The 22334-nt window shown below is 70.9% G+C and carries 7 protein-coding genes; all 7 read right to left on the bottom strand.

Features of this window, described 5'->3' with window-relative positions; all coding sequences use genetic code 11:
- Positions 1-42: 42 nt before the first annotated feature.
- The 7 genes from ACGFU7_RS36935 to ACGFU7_RS36905 all read right to left on the bottom strand — a co-directional run bounded on the left by ACGFU7_RS36935 (position 43) and on the right by ACGFU7_RS36905 (position 21486).
- Entirely contained in the window at positions 43-1722 is a 1680-nt protein-coding gene (locus tag ACGFU7_RS36935; protein ID WP_393701939.1) for a cytochrome P450, read from the bottom strand.
- On the bottom strand, positions 1722-10748 hold the full coding sequence (locus tag ACGFU7_RS36930) for an amino acid adenylation domain-containing protein (RefSeq protein WP_393701937.1): 9027 nt from the start codon (positions 10746-10748) through the stop codon (positions 1722-1724). Before ACGFU7_RS36930 ends, ACGFU7_RS36935 begins: the two co-directional genes overlap by 1 nt.
- Positions 10749-10762: 14 nt before the next feature.
- A complete protein-coding gene (locus ACGFU7_RS36925) occupies positions 10763-19255 on the bottom strand; it encodes an SDR family NAD(P)-dependent oxidoreductase (RefSeq protein ID WP_393701935.1) in 8493 nt (2830 codons plus the stop codon).
- Positions 19252-19980 carry a 4'-phosphopantetheinyl transferase gene (locus tag ACGFU7_RS36920; RefSeq protein ID WP_393701933.1) on the bottom strand — a complete coding sequence of 243 codons (729 nt, stop codon included), beginning with the start codon at positions 19978-19980 and terminating at the stop codon, positions 19252-19254. The genes ACGFU7_RS36925 and ACGFU7_RS36920 overlap by 4 nt, the downstream gene beginning before the upstream one ends.
- On the bottom strand, positions 19977-20675 hold the full coding sequence (locus ACGFU7_RS36915) for an aspartyl/asparaginyl beta-hydroxylase domain-containing protein (protein ID WP_393701932.1): 699 nt from the start codon (positions 20673-20675) through the stop codon (positions 19977-19979). The genes ACGFU7_RS36920 and ACGFU7_RS36915 overlap by 4 nt, the downstream gene beginning before the upstream one ends.
- Positions 20676-20722: 47 nt before the next feature.
- Complete coding sequence (locus ACGFU7_RS36910) at positions 20723-20938, bottom strand: MbtH family protein (protein ID WP_393701930.1); 216 nt, start codon at positions 20936-20938, stop codon at positions 20723-20725.
- Between the two features lie 416 nt (positions 20939-21354).
- On the bottom strand, positions 21355-21486 hold the full coding sequence (locus ACGFU7_RS36905) for a hypothetical protein (RefSeq protein ID WP_393701929.1): 132 nt from the start codon (positions 21484-21486) through the stop codon (positions 21355-21357).
- Between the last annotated feature and the right edge of the window lie 848 nt (positions 21487-22334).

The raw sequence follows: 22334 nt of genomic DNA, 5'->3' as shown, positions 1-22334 counted from the left end.
CAGGGCGGCACATCATCCGGAAAATGAGGGCCGCCCGCGAGGTCAGGTTCGTGGCATCAGCCTGCAGCGGACCTGACCGGTGGGTCGCAGGGTGATTCCGGTGTTCAGCGGAATGTCGGTGTCGACAGCGGTGAACGAGTAGTTCTGGAGCAGCACGCTCAGCGTGAGGGTGGCGTTCAGCATCGCCAGGTGCTGGCCGATGCACGCCCTCGGCCCACCGCCGAACGGAAACCACGCGTAGCGCGGGCGCGCGGCCTCGTGCTCCGGCAGGAACCTGTCCGGGTCGAACGCGTCGGGGTCCTCCCAGATATCGGGACGGCGCTGGACGACGCCGGAGCTGACCACCACATCGGCGCCGGCCGGAATGGTGTACGAGCCGACCTGCACGTCCTCGGTGGCGATGCGGCCCTGCGCCGGCGCGGCGGGGTAGAGGCGGAGCGTCTCTTTGAGCACCTGCGTCAGGTAGGGAAGCTTCTCCAGGTCCTCGGCGACGGGCTCACGACCGCTCAGGACGCTGTCGACCTCCTGGTGGGCGCGGGCCTGCACCTCGGGGTGACAGGCGAGGAGATGCAGGGTGAGGCCCAGTGTGGTGGCGGTGGACTCGTGACCGGTGACGAGGAAGACGAGGACCTGGTTCCGGGTCTCCTCCGCACTGATCGGGTTGCCGTCGTCGTCGTGCGCCCGCGCCAGCAGGCTGAGCATGTCGTTCCGGCCGGTCGGGGCGGTCGACTCCTCGGCCCGGCGGGTAGAGATGATCTCGTCACACACCTCGTACAGCTCACGGTGCGCCTTGGCGGCGCGCAGATTGCCCGGCGTGGGCACCTTCCGGGACAGGTTCACCGGGGCGAAGGCCCGCTTGACCGCATAGGCGTTGATCAGCGGGAAGTTGCGCTGAACCGCGGGAACCATCGCGTCCACGTCGTTCTTCCGGCCGAAGAGGATGCGGGAGATCGTCCGCAGCGTGTGCCCCGTCATCTCCTCCGCCACGTCGACGGTCGCGTCCGGTGCGGTCCGCCACCGCTCGACGAGGCTGCCGGTCTCCTGGGTGATCTCCGAGCCGTAGTTGTTCACCTGACGAGGCGTGAACAACGACTGGAGCATGCGGCGCTGGCGCAGGTACTCGTCCCCCATGCTGGTGAGCAGCCCGTTGCCGAACGACTGCCGCAGCTCCCCGAGGAACCGGTTTTCCTTGGTGAACGTCTGCGCCGAGGACGCCAACACCTGCTGAGCGCCGTCCGCCGAGAACACACCGTAGAACTCCGCCCGCATTCCCGGCGGACCCACCGTGAACCGGACCACGTCACCGTGGTCGCGCAGCGCCTTACGGTAGGTGCCCAGCGTGTCCCGCTGGAGGTCCATCAGCGACCCGAACAGCGGGTGCCCCGCCATAGTGGGAGGCGCCGAAACCCTCGAAGTGGTCGCGGTCATGATGCTGTCTCTCCTTCTGCTGCTTCCGTGCCGGGCCGCGTCCTGCGGGCCTGACGCGTCGGGTGATGCGGGTGCCGGCCGCGCCGGCCGGTGCTCGACCGGGCATGCGCTCGCCGGACGCGGATCCGTCCAGGCCGCTGCGGTGAACTCCAGGCAGTCCGGCCGCCCTGCGGGTCCGAAGGCCACGGTCCAGCCGGCCGGGACATCGACGGCCGACGGCCACAGCGAGTGCTGCCGCCGGTCGTCGACGAGGACGAGGTAGTCGGTGTCCGGTCTGTCGAAGGGATTGGTCATCAAGGCGTCCTTGGTGAGTCCGGCGTCGCCGCCGTGGCGGCGCGCAGGTGGGCCACGTCCGATTGCGGGGACGCCACGATCTCCGCCAGCAACCGCTCGTAGGTGCGGGCCATGCGCTCGACGGTCCGCAGGGAGAAGAGGTCGGCGCTGAACTCCAGGTAGCCCCGCAGCCCCGACGCCGATTCCTCCGCGACGAGGTTGAGGTCGTACTTCGTGGTCGTCGTCGCGGGACGGATGGGCAGCACCTGAAGGTCCGTTCCGTCACCGCCGGCCCCGGTGGGGGCGGCAGCGGGAAGCAGGTTGAACATCACCTGGAACAGCGGGGAGCAGCCCGGCTCGGGAGTGGGCACCAGGGCCCGGACGAGGTCAGGGAACGGCAGGTCCTTGTGTTCGTGCGCCTCGGTGGTGACGCGCCTGGTCTGCGCCAGGACGTCGGGGAAGGAACGGTCTGCGGGCACGTCGAGACGGAGCGCCACCAGATTGACGAAGTAGCCGACCACGCGCTCCAGTTCGCTCCGCGGCCGGTTCGACACCGCGGTGCCGACAGCCAGTTCGCTGCCGTCCATGTGACCGCCCAGCAGAACGGCGAAGGCCGACAGCAGGGTCATGTAGAGCGTGACCCCCTGCTCCTGGCTCAGCCGGCGCAGACGTTCCAGCAGTTCGGCGGAGATCCGGAGATCCACCGACGAGCCCTGGTACGTCTTGACCGGGCATCGCTCGTAGTCGGAACGCAGCGGCAGACAGGTCGGCAGCCCTGCCAGTTGCCGCCGCCAGTAGCTCTCTTGGCGGGAGAGCTCCGCGGCGTCGGTCGTGTGCGCCTGCCAGCGGGCGAACCCGGCATACGACAGCGGCAGTTCGGGCAGCTCCGGTGCCTTTCCCAGGCTGAGCGCGCGGTACAGCTCGAGCAGCTCCGCCAGCACGACGTTCACGGACCAGCCGTCGAAGACGCCCCAGGGCCGGGTCAGCACCCCGATGTGCTGATCGTCGGACACGGTGAGCAGGTGTGCGCGGATCGCGTACCGGTCCTCCGGCGCGAAGGGGCGCAGCCGTTCGGCGCGCAGCCACTCCGTGACCGCCTCCTCGTCGACGGCTGCCGGCCGTACCGCGAAGTCGTCGGCGGGATGGACGCTCTGGGTCACGGTGCCGTCGTGCCGGACATAGCTGGTGCGCAGGACCGCATGCCGTTCCACCAGCGCCCCCACGGCGCGCGCGTAGGCCTCGCGATCCAGGAAGCCGTTGATCCGGAACGCCAGTTGGACGTTGTCGTGCGCCGTTCCCAGGTGTGCGGGCCGGTTGAGGAACCACAGGTCGCGCTGTTGGAGCGTGATGGGTGCCGGACCCCGCTCCTCGGCCTCGTCGGCCTCTGCCCGGTCGGCCGGGACCGACGCTCCGCTCTCCATCTCCGCCGGCTGCTCCAGGACGGCGGACATCTCTTCGATGGTGGCCCCGCTGAAGATCAGCTGGAGCGGCAGCTCGGCGCCGGTCTCCTTCTTGATCCGCAGGGTGAGCCGGGTCGCGAGCAAGGAGTGTCCGCCGAGATCGAAGAAGTTGTCCTGGAGTCCGACCTGGGTGAGACCGAGGACGTCGGCGACGATCCGGCACAGCGCGCGCTGTGCCTCGGTCCGCGGGGCGACGTACCGCTCCTTGGTCACGTCGGCCTCGTCCGGGGCCGGCAGGGCCCGCTTGTCGACCTTGCCGTTCGGCGTGACCGGCAGTTCGTCGAGGACCACGAACACGCCGGGCACCATGTAGTACGGCAGCTGCGCGGAGAGGTGCTCCTTGAGGGCGCGGGCCAGCGACGGCCCCCTGCGGCCCAGCTGCGGATGGTTGGTCGCGGCGGGAGCCCGATAGGGCTCACGCGCCCGTACGCGGGGCAGTTCACCTCGGCCGAGCACCAGGTCGAGGCCGTCGAGCCGGTCCTGCGACCAGGTGGCTGCCACATGGAAGCCGAGCTCCTCGGCGTGCCGGAGAACGGCTTCCAGCTCCCGGACCTCGTCCGCGGTCCGCGATCGCGGCGCAAGCGGCTCAGCCACTCGGGGATGCGGCCTGCGCCCGAGCTCCGCGCCGAGGCGCACGGCGTCGGTGACGCGGGGGTTCGTCAAGCCGCTCACCCCGAACCGGTCGGGGACCTCTCCGTCCAGGAGGGCGCGCAGCTCCGCCGGGGAGGCGGCCTCCAGCCACGGCAGGGAGGCGGCCGGCGCGACGTCCTTGCGCAGGATCACGTCGTAGCGGTAGGCGAGTGCCTCACTGGTTCCCTCGCCCAGCCCGACGATGAGGTCGACCGCCCCCATCTCGGGGAGACGCTCCGGCAGCCGCGCGAAGTACGTCGGGCTGACGAGCAGTTCCCGCTCCTGGCGCCGGCTGCGCCGCACCTGGGTGGCCAGCGCGTCGACGGTGCCGCCAGGCTCCGTACGATCCCGCTCGGCCGCGCAGAGCTGGGCGGTGAACAGATCCAGGTTCCGGACGTCGCCGACGAGGATGCTGCCGCCGTCCTCCAGGAGCGGGACCAGGAGGCCGAGTACCTCTTCCAGGTACTCCTCGTTCGGGAAGTGCCGCACCACCGAGTTGAGCACGATCGTGTCGAACTTCTCGCCGGGCAGCTCGGCCACGGACAGAGCGTCCCCCTGGGTCAGGGTGACGTGCGACCATCCGCGGCGTGCCACGCCGCGGCGTGCCGCGTCGAGAGCCGTGGCCGACGGGTCGAGCGCGTGCACCGAAGCGCAGTCCGCTGCGTAGCGCAGGAGCAGCTCTCCCCCGCCGCAGCCGATCTCCAGCACCCGCTTCGGGCGTATGCGCTCCAGCTGCCGGGCCGCGGCCTCGACGGGTTCCTGGTCGGCGGATCCGGTGCCGAGCGCATACCGGTCGTCGGAGTGCTGCCGCCACTGTTCGAGGTGGGCGGCGTTCTCCTCCTGGACAGCGGTGTGCAGCCACTGGGGAGTCGGGCTCACGTAGGCGGCGAGCGTGCGGGCGGCGCCGCTCCCCTGCGGGAGGACCACGGCACGGTGCACCGAGGGGTGCTTGAGCAGCACGTTCGCGACTTCGCCGGGTTCTACGCGGAAGCCGCGCACCTTGATCTGGTCGTCGACACGGCCGAGGTAGTCGAGCGTGCCCTCCGCACGCCATCTCACCAGGTCACCGGTGCGGTACATGCGTGTTCCGGGGTCGAACGGATTGGCCACGAACCGCTCGGCGGTCAGCTCCGGCCGGTTCAGATAGCCACAGGCCATGCCGTCGCCGGAGGAGTACAGCTCACCCGGCACCCCGAGCGGTACCTGTCGCAGCGCCTGGTCCAGCACGTACACCCGGGTGTTCCACACCGGAGGGCCGATGGGCACGGCTGTCGCTCCTGGCTCGGCCCGGTAGAGGCAGGCGGTGGTGGCACCGCCCTCGGTGGGCCCGTACAGGTTGTGCAGTTCGGTGTCCGGCAGCACGCGTGCGAACCGTTCGGCGAGCTCGACCGGGAGCGCCTCGCCCGCGGTCTCGACACGGCGCAGGCCGGTGCACAGTTCCGCGGTCGGTTCCGACAGGAACTCGGCCAGCATGGACGGGACGAAGTGGAGGTCGGTGACCCGCTCGTCGCGGATCAACCGTGCGAGATACTCCGGATCCTTCTGTCCGTCAGGACGGGCGATCACCACGGCCGCGCCGACCTGGAGCGGCCAGAACAGCTCCGGCACCGAGACGTCGAACCCCACCGACGTCTTCAGCAGCATCCGGTCCTCGCCGCTCATGCCGTAGTGACTCTGCTTCCACGCGGTCCAGTTCAGGCCCGCACGATGGGGGATCACCACGCCCTTCGGCCTGCCCGTGGAACCCGAGGTGTAGAGCACGTACGCGGCGTCGTCCCGGGCCACCTGGGCCCGGGGGTTGTCGTCCCGGCCACCGGTGGTGTCCGGGAGCTCCTCCAGGACGAGCAGCGGCACGCTGTCGGCGAGCACCTGCTCCACGCGCTCGTCCGGGAGGTCGGTCTCCATGGGGAGGTACGCCGCCCCGGTCTTCACCACGGCGTGGACGGCGACCACCAGGTCGAACGAGCGCGGCATCCGGATTGCTACCCGCTGCCCGAGCCCGGCGCCCCGCTCGATCAGCCAGTGCGCGAGCCGGTTGGCACGGGCGTTCAGTTCCGCGTACGACAGGGTGCGGCCCTCGAAGACCAGCGCGGTGCGGTCCGGAGTACGTGCGACCTGCGCCTCGAACGCGGCAGGCAGCGTCTCGTGCGGGAGGGGTGTCGCGGTGTCGTTCCACTCGGCCAGGCGCTGCCGGTCGCCCGCCGGCAGGACATTGACGTCCAGCGCGGCGGTACCGGTCCCGTCGTCCGTGGCGAGGGCATCGACAAGGCCCGCCAACGCGGTTTCGAGACAGTCGGCCACCGCCTCGCAGGTGGCCGTCTCCTCGACCTGGATGTCCAGCGACAGCTCGGTGCCGAAATCGTCGAGCGACACCGTCACGGGGTAGTTGATGGCGTCCACGGCCGCGAGGAAGCGCACCCCGTGGTCGTCGATGCGCGGCAGCGCCTCGTCGTGCCCCGCCTCGAAGTGACGAAAGTTGACCACAGCGCTGAACAGCGGGGCGTCGCCGTCCAGGCCGCTGCACCGCTGGACCAGGCTCAGGGGGCTCTGCTCCCGTGCGATCAGCTCCCGCAGCCCGGTGTCGACGTCCGCGATCAGCTCACGCACGGTCCGGCCGGCGAGCCGGGTGCGCAGGGGAAGCGTGTTGATGAAGTTGCCGAGCATGCGCTCCACCCCGGGCACGCCCTGCAGGCGCCCGGACATCACGGCGCCGAACACCACGTCGTCGCGCCCGCTGGTGGCAGCGACGAAGCAGGCCCACGCCGCGTGGAAGAGACAGGCCGGGCTCAGTTGCAGACGCTGGGCCTGGGCGCGCAGGTCGCGCGCGAGGGGCTCGGGCAGCGCTCGGCGCAGCCGGCCGGCCCGCCGGCCGTTGCCGTGCACGTCGGTGAGGCCGAACGGCGCCGTGGGTTCCGTGACGTCCTCCAGGGCTGCCCGGAAGTAGGCAACCGTGTCGTCCGCGGTGTGCCTGGCCAAGGTGTGGGAGACGAAGTCGCGGTAGGGCGCCGGGGTGGACAGCAGGTCGACGCGGCCCGCCATGTGCACGGCCAGCTCCTGCAGGACCAGTCGCAGGGAGGTGGCGTCCTCGATGAGATGGTGGGCGGTCAGGAGCAGGTAGCGCCGCTGCGATTGCGGCTCCTCGGCGACGACCAGGCGCAGCAGCGGCGCGCTGTCGAGGCGCATCCGTTCCTGGCGCGCGAGCAGTTCCCTCGCCTGCTCCTCGGGGTCTCGGCCGGCGGCGAGCCTGGTCCGCTCCACGGGGAGCCGCGCGGCCCGGTGCACGACCTGGACCGGTTCGGGCAGGCCGGCGGTGAGAACGGCGGTGCGCATCACGTCGTGGCGGTCGACGATGCGCTGCAGCGCGTCGATGAACCGGGCACACGCCTCCTCGTCGTCGGCCCGGTAGAGGGTGGAGACGAGATACGGGTCGTTGTCCGGGTCCATCAGGTGGTGGAAGAGGATGCCCTCCTGCGTCGGCAGCAGGGGGTAGATGTCCTGGATGCCGACCGCCCCGCCGGGCACGGCGGCCACGACGGTGTCGATCTGCTCGTGTGTCAGGTCGATCAGCGGAAGCAGGTCGGGGGTGAGGCGCTCGCAGCCCTCCGGGATCCGGTTGGCCGGGACGGTGTGCGCGGGCGCCGCCCCGGTCGCGTCGATGCGCGCCGCCAGATCGGCCAGCGTGGGCGCGGTGAAGACGTCCTGGACGGTGATGTGCAGACCGCTGTCCTTCAGCCGCGCCACCAGCACCGTGATCATCAGGGAATGGCCGCCGAGGGCGAAGAAGTTGTCCTCGGCGCTGACCCGGTCTGCGTCGAAGCCCAGGAGTTCGGCGCAGACGTCGGCCAGGTGCCGTTCGGTGTCGGTGACGGGTGCGACGTAGGCGCGATGGGCGAAGGCGTCGATGCCGGGGGCGGGCAGGGCACGGCGGTCGAGCTTGCCGTGCGCGGTCACCGGCAGGGCGGCGAGTTCGACGTACGCGCTCGGCACCATGTACTCGGGCAGGGCGCCGTCGAGGTGCCGGATCAGGTCGGCGCGGTGGTCGGCGAGGGCGTGTCCGGGTTCGGGCACCACGTAGGCGACCAGGCGGGGGCTGCCGGGCTGGTCCTCACGGACCAGGACGGCCGAGGAGCGGACGGAGGGGTGCTCCGTGAGCCGGTGCTCGATCTCGCCCGGCTCGATGCGGAAGCCGCGCACCTTGACCTGGTCGTCGGCGCGGCCGAGGAACTCCAGTTCGCCGTCGGGCAGTCGGCGCACCAGGTCGCCGGTTCGGTACATGCGGGCGTCGGGGGAAGCGTCGAACGGGTTGGGCACGAACCGTTCGCGGGTCAGCTCGGGCTGGTGCAGGTAGCCGCGGGCCAGCCCCGCGCCGGCGATGTACAGCTCGCCGACGCAGCCGACGCCCTGCGGCGCGAGATCCTCGTCGAGCACGTGCAGTTGGATGTTCTGGATCGGCCGGCCGATGGGGACGACGCGGGGGGTGTCATCAGCGGGGACGGTCCAGTGGCTCACGTCGACGGCTGCCTCGGTGGGCCCGTACAGGTTGTGCAGCGGCGCGGTGTGCTGCTCGTAGTGGCGTGCGCACAGGTCCGGGGGCAGCGCCTCGCCGCTGCAGAACACCTGCCGTACGGTCGTACACTGCGCCCAGCCCGGCTCCTCGACGATGCTGCGCAGCATCGACGGCACGAAATGCAGGGTGGTCACGCCGAACGCGCGGACGGCGGAGACCAGGTTGGCCGGGTCGCGGTGAGCGCCGGGCGCGGCGATCGCGAGACGGGCGCCGGAGAGCAGCGGCCAGAAGAACTCCCAGACGGACACGTCGAAGCTGTAGGGGGTCTTCTGCAGGACGACGTCGTCACCGGTGAGTCGGTACTCGTTCTGCATCCACTCGATGCGGTTCACCGCGGCCCGGTGCTCGATCATCACGCCCTTGGGGCGGCCCGTGGAGCCGGAGGTGTGGATCACGTACGCCAAGTGACCTGCGTGCGCACCGGGTTCGGCCGTGGGGACGTCCGCGTCCCGGGCGTCGAGGACATCCGTGCCCTCCTGGTCACGCAGGGTGCCGTCGGGGTGCAGGACGAGCAGGTGCTCGACGCCGTGCAGTGGTTCGGCGTCCAGATGCGGCTGGGTGAGGACCACGGCGACCCCGGAGTGGTCCACGAGGTCGGTGCGGCGGGCCGCCGGGTAGGACGGCTCGATCGGCATGTAGGCGCCCCCGGCCTTCAGTGCGCCCAGAATGCCCGCGACCATTTCGGCGGAACGCTCGGCGTGCAGACCGACAAGCGTGTCCGGCCCGACACCGTGTCGGCACAGTCCGCGGGCGATCCGGTCGGCCCAGGCGTCGAGTTCGGCGTACGTCCATGAGCGGTCGGTGGTGACCAGGGCGGTGCGCTCGGGGTGCCGGGCCACCCGCTCCTCGAACAGTTCGTGCAGGCACCGGTCGTCGCTGAAGGGGCGCTCGGTGTCGTTGAACACCTCGACCACCTGGCGACGCTCCTCGTCGTCGATCATGGCGAGTCGGGACACGGGCAGCGCCGGATCGTCGGCGACGGCGGCGAGCAGCCGGGTGTAGTGACCGATGAAGCGCCGGATGGTCTCGCGGTCGTACAGGTCGGGGTTGTACTCGACGGTGCCGACCAGGCCGTCGGGGGACTCCCGCAGGTCGACCGTCAGGTCGAACTTGGTGAAGCTGAGATCGAAGTCGACCGGGGAGACCTCGAGACCGCCGAGGGTGACGTCCCGTCGGGTCTGTGCCTCCTGGAGGACGAACATCGTCTGGAAGACGGGCGAATGGGCGAGGCTGCGCTCGGTTTCCAGGGCCTCCACGACGGCCTCGAAGGGGACTTCCTGATGGTCGTAGGCATCCAATGCGGTCTTCTTCACCTGGGCCAGCAGATCGCGGAAGTCCGGGTCTTCCGCGAGATCCGCGCGCATCACCAGGGTGTTGGCGAAGAAACCGATGAGATCCTCGACCTCGAGTCGCCCGCGGTTGGCGACGACCGTGCCGACGGCGATGTCCGTCTGGTGGGTGTAGCGGTTGAGGACGACGGTGTAGGCGGTCAGCAGGGTCATGTAGAGCGTGGCTTCGTGGACCTTGGCGACGTCGCGCAGGGAGCTCAGCAGTTCCGCCGGGCAGGTGAAGTTCTCGCCGGCCCCCGTGTAGGTCTTCACGCGCGGGCGCTCCCGGTCGGCGGGCAGCGTCAGCCGCGGGTCGACCCCGGCCAGCTGACGCTTCCAGTAGTCCGTCTGACGGCCGTGCAGGTCACCGGCGAGCCGCTCACGCTGCCAGTGTGCGTAGTCCGCGTACTGCACGGGCGGCGGCTCCAGCGGGTCAGGACTGCCCACGCAGAACGCCTCGTACAGGGCGACCAGGTCGCGGAAGAACACGCCGACCGACCAGCCGTCGGACACGCTGTGGTGCGTGGTGACGAGCAGGTGGTGCTCCTGCTCCGACTGCCGCAGCAGCCGTACCCGGATCAGCGGCCCGCGCTCCAGGTCGAACGGGGCGGCGGCCTCGTCGCGACAGATCGCGGCGAGCCACGCCGGGTCGGTCAGCTCCTCCTCGGCGACCGTGAAGTCGCTGCCGTCGCCGATGACCTGGCACGGTACGCCGGCGTGGTCGGCGAACCGGGTGCGCAGCACCTCGTGCCGCTGGACGACCGCCTCCAGGGCGCACAGCAGCGCGCGGCGGTCGAGGCGGCCGCGCAGCCGCATCGCCATCGGGATGTTGTAGGCGGCGCTGGTTCCGTCCAGCTGGGCGAGGAACCACAGCCGCTGCTGGGTGAAGGACAGCGGCACAGGTGTGCCGTCGGTCCGGGGCAGCCGGGGGATGGTCTCGAGCGCGGAGAGGTCGACGCCCTGCCTGCGCAGCAGCGCGATCAGGGCGCGCTGCCGCTTTTCCGGCAGCGAGCGGATCCTCCGGATGAGGCCAAGACCGGTGTCCTGACTGGTGGTGCCCATCGTCGTCCCCTGCCTCAGCTCTCGATGTCCAGCGCGTCCAGCTCCTCGTCGCTCATGTGCTCGACCAGGGCGATGCTTTCGAGGATCAGATCCAGCTCGCGCGTGCTCGCGTCCCCGGCCATGGGGAGTCGTGCGCGCAGTTCTCGGGCCATGTCGGAAAGGCGCGGTGCGTTGAAGACCGCTTCGGTCGGCAGCTCGACGCCCGCCCGCCCCTTGAGCAGGTTGATCAGCCGGGTGGCCAGCAGCGAGTTGCCGCCGAGCGAGAAGAAGTCGGTTTCTGCGGTCAGCGTGGCCGCGTCGACCTGGAGGACGTCGGCCCAGGCCTGCGCCATGGCCTGCTCGGCGTCGGTGACAGCACCGGCGGGCTGCACGGGTTCCTGTGCCCTCGTCTCCGGTACGGCCGCCTGCGGGTCGCGTCCGACCCAGTAGGTGCCCGCCTCGAACGCGGTGGCCGGCAGGGGCACCATCCGGCGCCGCCCGGTGTGTAGCGCGCTCCAGGGCACCCGGATCCCGCACACCCACAGGGCAGCCAGTTCCTCCAGGGCCCGATCCTCGGCGAGCCCGGCGAGGAAGGCCTCGCCCCGGGAGCCGGACAGGACGGAGGTCCAGGGTCCGGGGTCGTCGTCGGCGTTGCCCCGGTACACGGGTACGGTCGTGGGGGTGCCCGCCACGTGTTCGGCGAGCGCCTGGGCCAGTTCGGCACGGTCGGCGGCAACCACGGCGAGCCGCTCGGTCAGCGGCTCGCGGCCCAGCTGCGTGGTGTACGCGATGTCCGCGAGGCTCACGGTGGAGTCGGCGGCGTCCTCGCCGGGCAGGTCCGCCAGATGGTCGAGCAGGCGCAGTACCGCCGTGTACAGGCGTTCCTCGGTCCGGGCGGAGACCACGACGACCTGCGGCGCGGTGTCCGGGGCGACGGTCAGGACCCCGGCGGCGGCCGGCGGTGCCTCCACGACCATGCTGACGTGAGAGCCGCCCGCCGCGACGCAGTTGATGAGGGCGCGGCGGGGCTGGGACGGGCCGCCGGTGTCCGTGCCGCCGCGCGGCTCCCAGTCCGTCAGCCGGTCGCACAGCTCGAGCGGCGAACCGTCCAGGTCCAGGCGGGGGTTGGCGGTGCCGGCGTCGACGAGCGGTGCTACCTGGCCATGCTGGAGCTGCAGGACGACCTTGGTGAGCTGGGCGATGCCGGAGGCCGCCTCGGGGTGCCCGAGGTTCGACTTCACGGCGCCGACCGGAACCGGGGTGGTGACACCGGCGAACACCTCGCGCAGGGCGCGCAGTTCGACCTCGTCGGAGAACGCGGTGCCGTTGGCGGCGGCCTCGACGTAGCCGATGTCGGCCGGTGCGGCGTCGGCCCGCTTCAGGGCGTGCCGCATGGCGGCGACCTGGGTGCGGTGGCTGGGCGTCATGAAGCCGTTGGAGCGACCGCTGTGCAGCGAGGCGGTGCTCTTGATGACGGCGTGCACGGTGTCGCCGTCGCGCAGCGCCGCGTCCAGCGGCTTGAGCAGTACGGCGCCGACCGCCTCGGCGGGCAGGTAGCCGTCGCCGTCGCGGAAGCTGCGGCTGCCCGGGTGGGTACCGAGCAGCTGCATCTCCGAGAGCGCGACGTACTTGTCCTCGTGCACGGTCAGGTTGACCCCGCCCGCGACGGCCAGCTCGCACTCGCCGCGCAGCAGGTCGGCACAGGCCAGGTGGACGGCCATCGCCGAGGAGGTGCACATGCTGTCCACGGCGAGGCTCGGGCCTTCGAGGCCGAAGAAGTGCGAGACGCGGTTGGCGATCAGGTTGTACGAAGCGGACGAGGTGAGCGCCGCGAGCACCGGTTCGGAGGCGTCCGCCCGGTACATCTGGTAGGCGGCGCCGACGTACACGCCGACGCGCCGGCCGTAGCGGCGCTCGATCACCTCCTGGGTGACGCCGCCCTGTTCGAGCAGGTGCCACACGGTCTCCAGGAACAGCCGCTGCTGCGGATCCATCGCGGCGGCCTCGCGGGGCGAGATGCCGAAGTGCAGCGGGTCGAACCGGTCTATGCCGTCGAGGAAGGCGCCGTATCGGGCGCCGCCGTCGGTCTTCCAGCGGTCGGCGGGGACCTCGGTGACGCAGTCCTGGCCCTCGCGCAGCGCGGCCCAGAAGGCGTCCAGGTCGTCGGCGTGCGGGTAGCGTCCGCCGATGCCGATGACGGCGATGTCCTGGCCCGCCGGGGGCGAGACCCGGGCGGGGGCGGTGGTGTTCGGCCGGGCCGTCTCGGGTGCGGCGGTCTGCGGCCGGGGGGCCTCGGGCGCCGCCTCGCCGACGAGTGCGCGCAGCGCCTGAGCGTGCTCGTCCGCGAGGTACTGGGCCAGCCCGCGCACCGTCCGCACCTCGAACAGCAGCGTGCGCGACAGCGGCCCGAAGGTGTCCTCCAGCGGCTGGACCATGGTCACGGCGAGCACCGAGTCCATGCCGTACCGCTCCAGCGGTGTGTCGGGGTCGAGGCGCTCGGGCCCGAGCTTGAGGACGGAGGCCAGCACGCGCCTGAGGTGGGCCACGGCACGGTCTTCGACGGACCGTGCGGATCCGCCGCCGACGACTGTGGCGGGCGCGGGGTTCTGCGGTGCCGTATCCGTCGTGGTCTGCGGTGCGGCGGTCTGCGGTGCGGCGGTCTGCGGTGCCGCCTCCCCGGCGCGCTCCGTCAGCCGGGTCAGCAGCGCCTCGCGGTCGCCCGCCACCACGAGCAGCCTGCCCTCCGTGACACCGCCCGCGGCGCCGGCCAGGGCCTGGTGCAGGGCGCCCAGGCCGCGCGGCGTGTCGAGGGGGGCGAGGCCCAGGGCGCGCAGCTGTTCGCGGACGGGGCCCTCGGTGCCCATGCCGCCCTCGTCCCACAGTGGCCAGTTGACGGACACGGTACGGCCGCTGCGCAGGCCCGCATCGACCAGCCGGTTGCGGTGGGCGGCGTAGGCGTCCATGAACGCGTTGCCGGCGGCGTAGTCGCTCTGGCCGGGGTTGCCGAAGGCGCCGGCGAGGGACGAGAAGCAGACGAACAGCTCCAGCGGCTGCTCGCGCGTCAACTCGTCAAGGTGGACCAGACCGGCCACCTTGGGGGCGAGGACGCGCTCCAGTTCCTCAGCACTCTTGCGGACGACGAAGTTGTCCTCGATGACCCCGGCGGCGTGCAGCACGCCGGTCAGCGGGCCGTGGTCCACGGTCACCCGGGCCAGCAAGGCGCCGAGCGCGTCCCGGTCGGCGACGTCGACGCTCTCGTACTGGACGGTCAGGCCGGTGGTACGCAGGGCGTCCAGCGCCGCGCGCCGCTCGTCGGTCAGCGGCGAGCGCCCGGTGAGGACCACCGTGGCGCGGCCGACGGTGGCGGCGATGTCCCGGGCCGTGATCAGGCCGAGTCCGCCGATGCCGCCGGTGATGAGGTAGACGCCGTCCTCCCGCCAGGGCGCGGCGGCGGGCCGGGCGCCGGTGACCTCGGTGAGGCGGCGGACCTGGCGGCGGCCGTCTCGGTGGCGTACCTCCGGCTCGGGGCCGGCGGCCGCCTCGGCCGCGAGGCGGGCGGCGACGGTGGCGGGCGAGGCGCCGTCCAGGCACTCCAGGTACTGGGTGTGCAGCTTCGGGTTCTCCAGGTGGGCCGTGCGCAGCAGCCCCGCCAGACCGGTGAAACAGGCCAGCCGGTCGCTGTCGCCGACGAGCGCCACCTGGAGCAGCGTGGGCCGGCGCACGCCCTGCTCCAGCAGCCGCCGGGTCAGCGTGAAGACCTGCCGCACGGCATCGACGTACTGCCGGTCCAGCGATGCGTCCGCCGGATGGAGGATGGTGCACTCGGTCCCGGCGGGCAGGGCGGCCCGCAGGGCGTCGCGTGCGTCGGCGGCGAGGCCGAGCACCACGACGTGCCGTTCGGCGAACGGCTCACCGGGCACGGCCGGTGCGGTGGCGCGCGCGGTCCACTCGGGCCGCAGCAGCACCACGTCGGCGGCCGGGGAGCCGGCAGCCGGCGCGGGCCGGTGCGGTGCGCCCTCGGTGCCGAGGTCGAACCAGCAGCGTTCGCGAGCGAACGGGTAACCGGGAAGGCCGATGCGCCGCACGGCGCTGCCGACCGGCCAGGCGTCCTCCCAGCGCACCTCGGCGCCGTCGGCCCACCGTGCGAGCAGGTCCTCGTACGCCCCCTGCCGCGTCCAGGCGTCCAGGGCGGCGCGCACCGCCGGGGCATCGGCGGGCCGGTCCGGGCGGACGGTACCCCGGTGCCAGGGGCCCCTCGCGCCCGGGTCGGCGGCGAAGGCCGCGAGCCGGGAACGGGCGTCGGCCAGGCTGCTCGCGGCGAAGGCGAGGCGCTCCTCCAGCGCCATGCGTCCGGTCTGCAGGGTCCAGGCGATCGCGGGCAGGTCCGCGTCGGTCGCCTCGCCGAGCCGGGCGTGCAGACGACGGGCCTGTTCGGCGATCTGACTCTCGCTCTTGGCGGAGAGCACCAGCAGCGCGGGGCGGCCGTCGGCCGGGGCCTCGGCCGGGCGGGCCGGCGGCTGGTACTCGGCGATGACGACATGGGCGTTGGAGCCGCCGCCGCCGAAACTGGACACCCCGGCGACCCGCGGCAGCGTACGGCCCTCCAGCACGGGGCGCCGCCACGGCTCCAGGGTCCGCTGGACGCGCAGCGGCGTGCGCTCGAAGGCGATGTGCGGGTTGAGCGTCGCGGAGTGCAGGCTCGGCACCAGTTCGCCGTGGCGCAGCTGGAGCAGCACCTTGGTGATGGCGGCGATGCCGGCGGCGGACTCCAGGTGCCCGATGTTGGACTTCACGGAACCGATGGCGAGCTGCTCCGGTGCGCCGCCCGCGCGGCTGAACGCCTGCTCCAGGCCACTGACTTCGATCGGGTCGCCCAGGGAGGTGCCCGTGCCGTGGGCCTCCAGGTAGCTCAGGGCGCGCGGGTCGACCCCGGCGACGGCAAGCGCCTCGGCGATGACCTTGCCCTGGGCGACCGGGGTCGGCACCGAGTAACCGGAAGTGCGTCCCCCGTGGTTCACCGCCGTGCCCTTGATCACCCCGTGGATCTGGTCGCCGTCGGCGACGGCCCGCTCCAGCGGCTTGAGCAGGACGGCGCCGACGCCCTCGCCGGGCACATAGCCGTCGCCGCCCTCGCCGAAGCTGCGGCACCGGCCGTCGCTGGAGAGGAACTTGCGCTGTCCCAGCACCAAGTGCTTGTTGGGGTGCGGGGTGAGGTTGACGCCGCCCGCGAGCGCGGTGTCGCACTGACCGCTGCGGATGGCCTCGCAGGCCAGGTGGATGGCGGTCAGGGAGGAGGAGCACATGGTGTCCACACCCATGCTCGGCCCGTGGAAGTCGTAGAAGTACGACACCCGGTTGGCGACCGTGGAGGCGCTGCCCCACAGGGCCGCGGGCTCGCCGCGCTCCTGCGCCTGGGCGCCGAGGAGCTGATACTCCTGGTACATCACGCCGACGAAGACACCGACCTTCGCGCCGCGCGAGAGCCGGTCGGCGGTGTATCCGGCGTCCTCCAGGGTGTGGTGGGCGCACTGCAGGAACAGCCGCTCCTGCGGGTCGAGGTGGTCGGCCTCCAGCAGCGAGATCTGGAAGAACAGCGGGTCGAACCGGTCGATGTCGTCCAGGAAGCCGCCCCAGCCGCCGGCGCCGGCCTCGGCGTACCGGCTGTGGTTCCAGCGGCCGGCGGGGACCTCGCACACGCAGTCGCGGCCCGCGCGCAGGTTCTGCCAGAACTCGTCCAGGTCGGCGGCCTCGGGGTAGCGGCCGCTCACGCCGATGATCGCGATGTCGCCGGGGCGTACGGCTTCGGGCTCGGCCGGCGTCTCGACGGCGGGCAGCGGACGGCTGGACAGACCGGTCAGCTCCGCGCACACGCGACCCTGTTCGTCGACGACGGTGACGTCCAGCCGGGCGGAGGCCCGGTCGGTGCCACTGCCGGGCCGGTGGCGGATCCAGGCGTACGCCCGGGCGGGCGAGGCGGCGAGGGCCTCGGCGCGGGTGAGGGCGAACGGCAGGGCGAGCGCCGCCGAGCCGCCGTCTCCCAGCCACAGGCCGATGGTGGCCTGGAGGGCGCCGTCGAGGATGCTCGGGTGCATCAGGCCGCCGTGCAGCGGTTCGGCCGCCTCCGGCAGGCGCAGCTCGGCGAGGACCTGGCGGCGGCCCTCCGCGTCCCTGCCGGTGCGCAGCTCGGTCAGGGACCGCTGCGAGGGGCCGTACTCCAGGCCGAGGCCGCCGTAGAGGCCGTAGACGTGCTCGCCGGAGTACGTCGCCTCGGTGCATGCGGCCCGCAGCTCGGTGAGGGGCAGGGTGCGCCCGGTGGCGTCCTCGGCCAGGCTCGCCCGGCCCTGGCCGCACAGGGTGGTGGCACCGTCGGCTCCGACGGCGAGGGTCTCGTACGTGCAGCCCTCCCCACCGGTGCACACGCGCACGCGCAGCGTCAGCCCGTCGGGGCCGTACACGGCGGCCCGGAGCCACACCACGTCGGTCAGCCGGACGGCGGCGGCATCCTCCCGGCCCAGCGCCCGGGCGACCGCCACGCGCGCCATCTCCAGATGCGCGACCCCCGGCAGCACCCGGCCGCCGCGGACCTGATGGTCACGCAGATACGGTTCCGAGCCGTCGAAGCGGGTCTCGTACGTCACCTCGTCCGCTGGGCCGCCGGGCACGGTCCGCTGGAGCAGCGGGTGGGTCTGCGGGGCGGAGGCGCTCGGCGGGTCGCCCTGGGCAGCGGGCGTGTTCTGGATGCCGTGGGCGCCGACGAGGTGGGACGCCATGGCCTGCAGCGTGCGGTGCTCGCCGAAGACGCCCGGAGTCAGCGCCAGCCCGTACCGCTCGTTCACCCGCTCGGCGAGCCGCGCCCGCCCGCCCAGGTCCAGCCCGAACTCGCTGAGCTCCGCGTCGGGGTTCACATCGGCGGGGTGCACGCCGAGAAGGGCCGCCGCCTCTTCGGTGAGGGCGGTGCGTACGACGGAGAGGGAGTCGGAGGTGCCCAGGGCGGGCGGAGCCGGGGCCTTTTCGGCCGGAGCCTCGGCGGCGGGAGCCTGCGCGGGCACGGCCGGCACTTCCGCGACGGCACCGGCAGACAGCTGAGGCTCCAGCCACGCCGCGAGCTCCGCGATCGTCCCATGCTCGAACATCACCGTCGGCGACAACTCCACCGACAGCCGACCCTCCAACTCCCCCACCAACGCCAACAGATCAGCCGACCCCAACCCCAACTCGTAATACCCCAACCGCACATCCACCGCATCCACGGACACACCCAGCCGAGAACCCACCAACTCCCGCAGCACAGCGGAGACGGGCAGGGAATCCACCACCGGCGCGGCAGCAGGACCGAGCACTGCGGCCGGCGCGGCGGGAGCGGGCACGGCCGGCACTTCCGCGACGGCACCGGCAGACAGCTGAGGCTCCAGCCACGCCGCGAGCTCCGCGATCGTCCCATGCTCGAACATCACCGTCGGCGACAACTCCACCGACAGCCGACCCTCCAACTCCCCCACCAACGCCAACAGATCAGCCGACCCCAACCCCAACTCGTAATACCCCAACCGCACATCCACCGCATCCACGGACACACCCAGCCGAGAACCCACCAACTCCCGCAGCACAGCGGAGACGGGCAGGGAATCCACCACCGGCGCGGCAGCGGGACCGAGCACTGCGGCCGGCGCGGCGGGAGCGCCGCCACGGACGTCGAGCGCGCCGGCCGCCCGGATGCGCTTGGCGACGAACTGCCCGACCTCGGCGGCCTTCTGGCCGGCCTCGTCGTAGAACTCCACCACCAGGCGGATGAGTTCGTCGTCGCGGCGGACGGAGTCGGCGGGCACCCGAACGTAGCAGCGCCCGCCGAGCGGCCCGGCCGCGCGGAACCGGTCGAACATCAGCGGGAGGTAGAGGCCGGGGCCGTCGTTGTCCCCGTGCAGCATGCCCAGGGCGACACCGCCGCCGAGGAGCCCGGCTTCGAAGAGAGCGGGGTGGAAGAGGAACGCGCCGGTGGAGGCCTGGTGTTCGGGGGCGAGTTCCAGCTCGGCGATCCAGTCGCCGGGACGGTGGTGGACCGCGCCGCCGAGCTTCATCAGGCCCGAGTGGAAGAGGTCGTACTCCCGGCACCAGGTGTAGATCTCGTCCATGGTGGTGCGTCGGGTCGCCCCCTGGACGGGCAGCGGGAGCCGCTCCGTGAAGGCGACGGGGCCGCGGTGGTGCGCGGTGACGACGGCGTGCAGGACGTCGGTGGCGTCTTGGGCGCGGCGGCTGCGCACCTCGATGCGCCATCCCCCTCCGGCCGCGGGGCGCCCCTCGACGGTGGTCAGGACGGCCTCACCGGGCCCGGCGACGAGCGGCGCGAGGATGGTGAGGTTGCGCAGCTCCACCTCGGGCATGGGGTGTCCGTGCCGGGCGAGCACCTGGAGCACCAGGTCCACGTAGCCGACACCGGGCAGCAGGCTGCGGCCGTACACGACGTGCCCGCGCAACAGGGGGTTGTCGGCGGTGACGGTAAAGGTCTCGGTGAACGTGGGCAATGCGGTCATCGGTTTTCCGTCCCAAAAAAGGCGCGCGAGGGTGCCCGAGTGTGCATGGCGCGAACCGGGGATTCGTTTACGGACAGGGGGAGAGCGATGGCTGTCAGAATGAACCCGTCGCGGTGCATCCAGCGCCCCGTGAGCCGGGGTACCGGATTCCCGGCCGCCTGGGGTGGGGGCACCAGGAACCGCGCGGAGAAGAGCCCGCCGGAATCGATGTCGATCCGGGCCCCGTCGAACCCCAGCATCCGCTGGGCGAGGGGGAACCAGACTTTGTAGACCGCCTCCTTGCAACTGAACAGCAATCGGTCCCATGGCACCGCGTCGCTCTGCGCTCCGAGCCGTTCCACGAGGTCTCGTTCGGTCGGCAGGGCGACCAGGTCGAGCAGGGCTCCGGGAAGCGGGGCACTCTCCTCGGCGTCGATGCCCACGGAATGCAGTCGGCTGGCCCGCGCCACCGCGGCCGCACGGTATCCGGAGCAGTGCGTCATACTGCCGACCACTCCGGCCGGCCATTGCGGGGCCCTGTGCCGCCCGGGCGGCAGGGGAACCGGAGGAATTCCCAGTTCGCCGAGCGCGGTACGAGCACACCGGCGCACCGTCGAAAATTCCCGTCGGCGCCGTGGTACGGCGTCGGCGACGGCCTCACGTTCCTCGGCGAAGAGATGAATGTCCGCGTCGTCGTCGAATGCCTCCGCGGACATCACGTCGGCGGGAAGTATGTCCTCGATCACTGTTCCCCCGGGCCCCGTTCTCCGGCCGCATACCAGGTGGTCAGCGAGAAGCGCTCGCCGAGTTCCCGTGCGCCGATGGCGAAGTCCCTGATCCGCTCGGCCTTCTCCACCGGGGTGTGGACGGTGGCGTCCGCGAAGGCTTCCTTCTCGTCGAACGCGCCCTCGAAGGCCAGGTCGGCGCAGAGCGACTGCCTGCTGAACTCAGCGAAGTTGACGGCTGAGCGGACGGCAGCCGGGTCGAGGAACCAGATCTCGCCGGCCCGCATGTGGATGACGGTGTCGTCGTCCGAGTGGAAGGCCGGCGGGCTGTCCTTGAGCATCAAACGGGTGCGGAAATGCTGGTCGAGTTCGCGGTCGATTTCCACAAGGTCGTGGTGCGGGATGACGACGGCGTTCTTCGGGTTCCTGGTGCGGGCCATCTGGAGCCGCTCAACGTTGGAGACCGTGGTGATGATCTCGTTGAGGTACGGAACATGCTCGACGTGCTCGGTGGGTTGCGCCGGTGCGCCGTGAAGGTCACGGTACAGCCTGTCGTCGCTGCCGCCGCTCGCATGGTGCAGCGGGATATTCTTCCAGAACCCGTTACTTAACTCGTCATACTCCTCTTCCACAGTTGGCACCGAGGCAAGATATTCGAGATCTTCCCTCAAGCACTCCTGGTCGAGTTCGATACGGCCGAGTATGTGCGAGCGCACGCGCCTTCCCCCCGGTGTCGATTGCGCTTTTCGGTTGCGAAATGGGCTCACACAGGTGGCGCCATAGCCAGGCGGCGGCTGTGCGGTCGCATATCAGTCCAGTTCTCCTCGATGAAGGCGAGGCAGTCCTGACTGCTTACAGCGTCCAGTGCAACCTGCCATCCCGGGGGAACGTCGAATGCGGCGGGCCGCAGCGGGTATTGCTCTTCCCCGTTGCGCAACACCCGATAGATGCCATCGTTCTCTTCGAAGGGAATGAACATACAACACCTCACCCGGGAAAGCGTGAGTCATCGTTACATTTCCGGTAAGACGCGCCCAGGATCGCCACCTTGGATTGCCGATGCCAAGAGTCAGTAAGCCAAAGGAGGACAATCACGGAGATGCCGCCCCCAGCCCATGCGGCGTGAGGCTTCCCCATCTCGCTCCCCCATTCGAATCGAGAGCTTAGGGTGGCTTGATCACGACCGTCAACCGCCTTTCGAGGATCGCGTAGCTCGATTCTTCAGACCGGACCCACCGCTCAACAGCCAATTCCTACGCGAGGAAAGAGGGAAGCGGAGGTTGTCCACGCCGCCATCAGGCCTGACCGGCCAGGCCCCTTGATCGCAACCGGACTCTCGCGGGCGGCGTTGTCCGCGCTCGCGCCGATGGCACCCACGGACTGTGTGACGCCCGACTAGGCGTGCAGGTCGGCGAATTGACGGGACGTGCACTGAGCTCCGTGATCACTGTGGGAGACCGAACCGGCCAGGCTGCCGCGGGTGTGCGCGGCCGTGGTCAGCGCGGCGGCGACCAGGTCGGTACGCATGCGGCCGGCGTCCTGCCCGCGGTCCCCAACCGTTCACTGATGGCGAGTCTCCCGTCTGGACTAAGTCGCTGAGACCGGCCCGTCGGATTGATTCACGAGTACCGGCATACCACCTGACCTGGTCGAATGAAGTATTTGGCAGCCGCAGTGTTCCGGGTGGTGGATCATGATTGACGGCTTGCAGCGGATGACCTAAGCTCCCTTTCCGTTCGATCAAGGTTGCGAAGCTCTCGGGGGGTGAATCCAACCATGATGGTCGAGGGCAAACGGGGGTTGTACGAGTGGTGAACTTCCGCTCTGGTTCGTGCAGTCCACTCATCATTCGACTTCTGACTCCTGATGCTGGCCACCTTCAGTGACGTCTCCCGAAGAGAGAAATACTCGCTACGGCCAGGAATCATTGATGTGCCGCCGGGATGACATGTCGTGCCGGACAGCGGAAGTCGCCAGCGGAACGCGGAGAACCGCCCACGGGGACCGTCTAAAAATGATCGGGCTGCACGACGAACGCGCCAAGTCCATCGGCTCAGCACACGGCGGTCAGGACTTTTCCGGGACCACTTTGTTCAACTCCACGAAGGCTGCGTGCAAATTCTTTAGCCTCGCGCTTTCATGAGCGTGCTCGTCCATGCCTTCATCAAATAAGCAGAGAGTGCTTCTGCCCCGCAACGATGGGACTTGTCTAGTTTGATCTTTAACCTCGGAGGTCGAACGACTCGTCGTACTTGATCACTCGGACTGGTAACTGCCGTTCGTGCAGGCGGCCTTCGGCTGAGCATGTGCTCCGACCAAGGAACACACATACCCAGCACGAAGGCCGTGGGAATGAGTCTGTTGCATCATGCTGT

Origin of the sequence: Streptomyces sp. NPDC048473 (assembly GCF_043200155.1) — a bacterium.
Lineage (GTDB): Bacteria > Actinomycetota > Actinomycetes > Streptomycetales > Streptomycetaceae > Streptomyces.
The sequence above is the reverse complement of the archived record's forward strand: the minus strand, read 5'-3'. Positions and strand labels throughout refer to the sequence as shown.

Excerpts from the sequence above, each read along its gene's own strand:
- ACGFU7_RS36925 (WP_393701935.1), bottom strand. The coding sequence starts at position 19,255 with ATGACCGCATTGCCCACGTTCACCGAGACCTTTACCGTCACCGCCGAC.
- ACGFU7_RS36905 (WP_393701929.1), bottom strand. The coding sequence starts at position 21,486 with ATGCGTACCGACCTGGTCGCCGCCGCGCTGACCACGGCCGCGCACACC.
- ACGFU7_RS36930 (WP_393701937.1), bottom strand. The coding sequence starts at position 10,748 with ATGGGCACCACCAGTCAGGACACCGGTCTTGGCCTCATCCGGAGGATC.
- ACGFU7_RS36910 (WP_393701930.1), bottom strand. The coding sequence starts at position 20,938 with ATGTTCATTCCCTTCGAAGAGAACGATGGCATCTATCGGGTGTTGCGC.
- ACGFU7_RS36935 (WP_393701939.1), bottom strand. The coding sequence starts at position 1,722 with ATGACCAATCCCTTCGACAGACCGGACACCGACTACCTCGTCCTCGTC.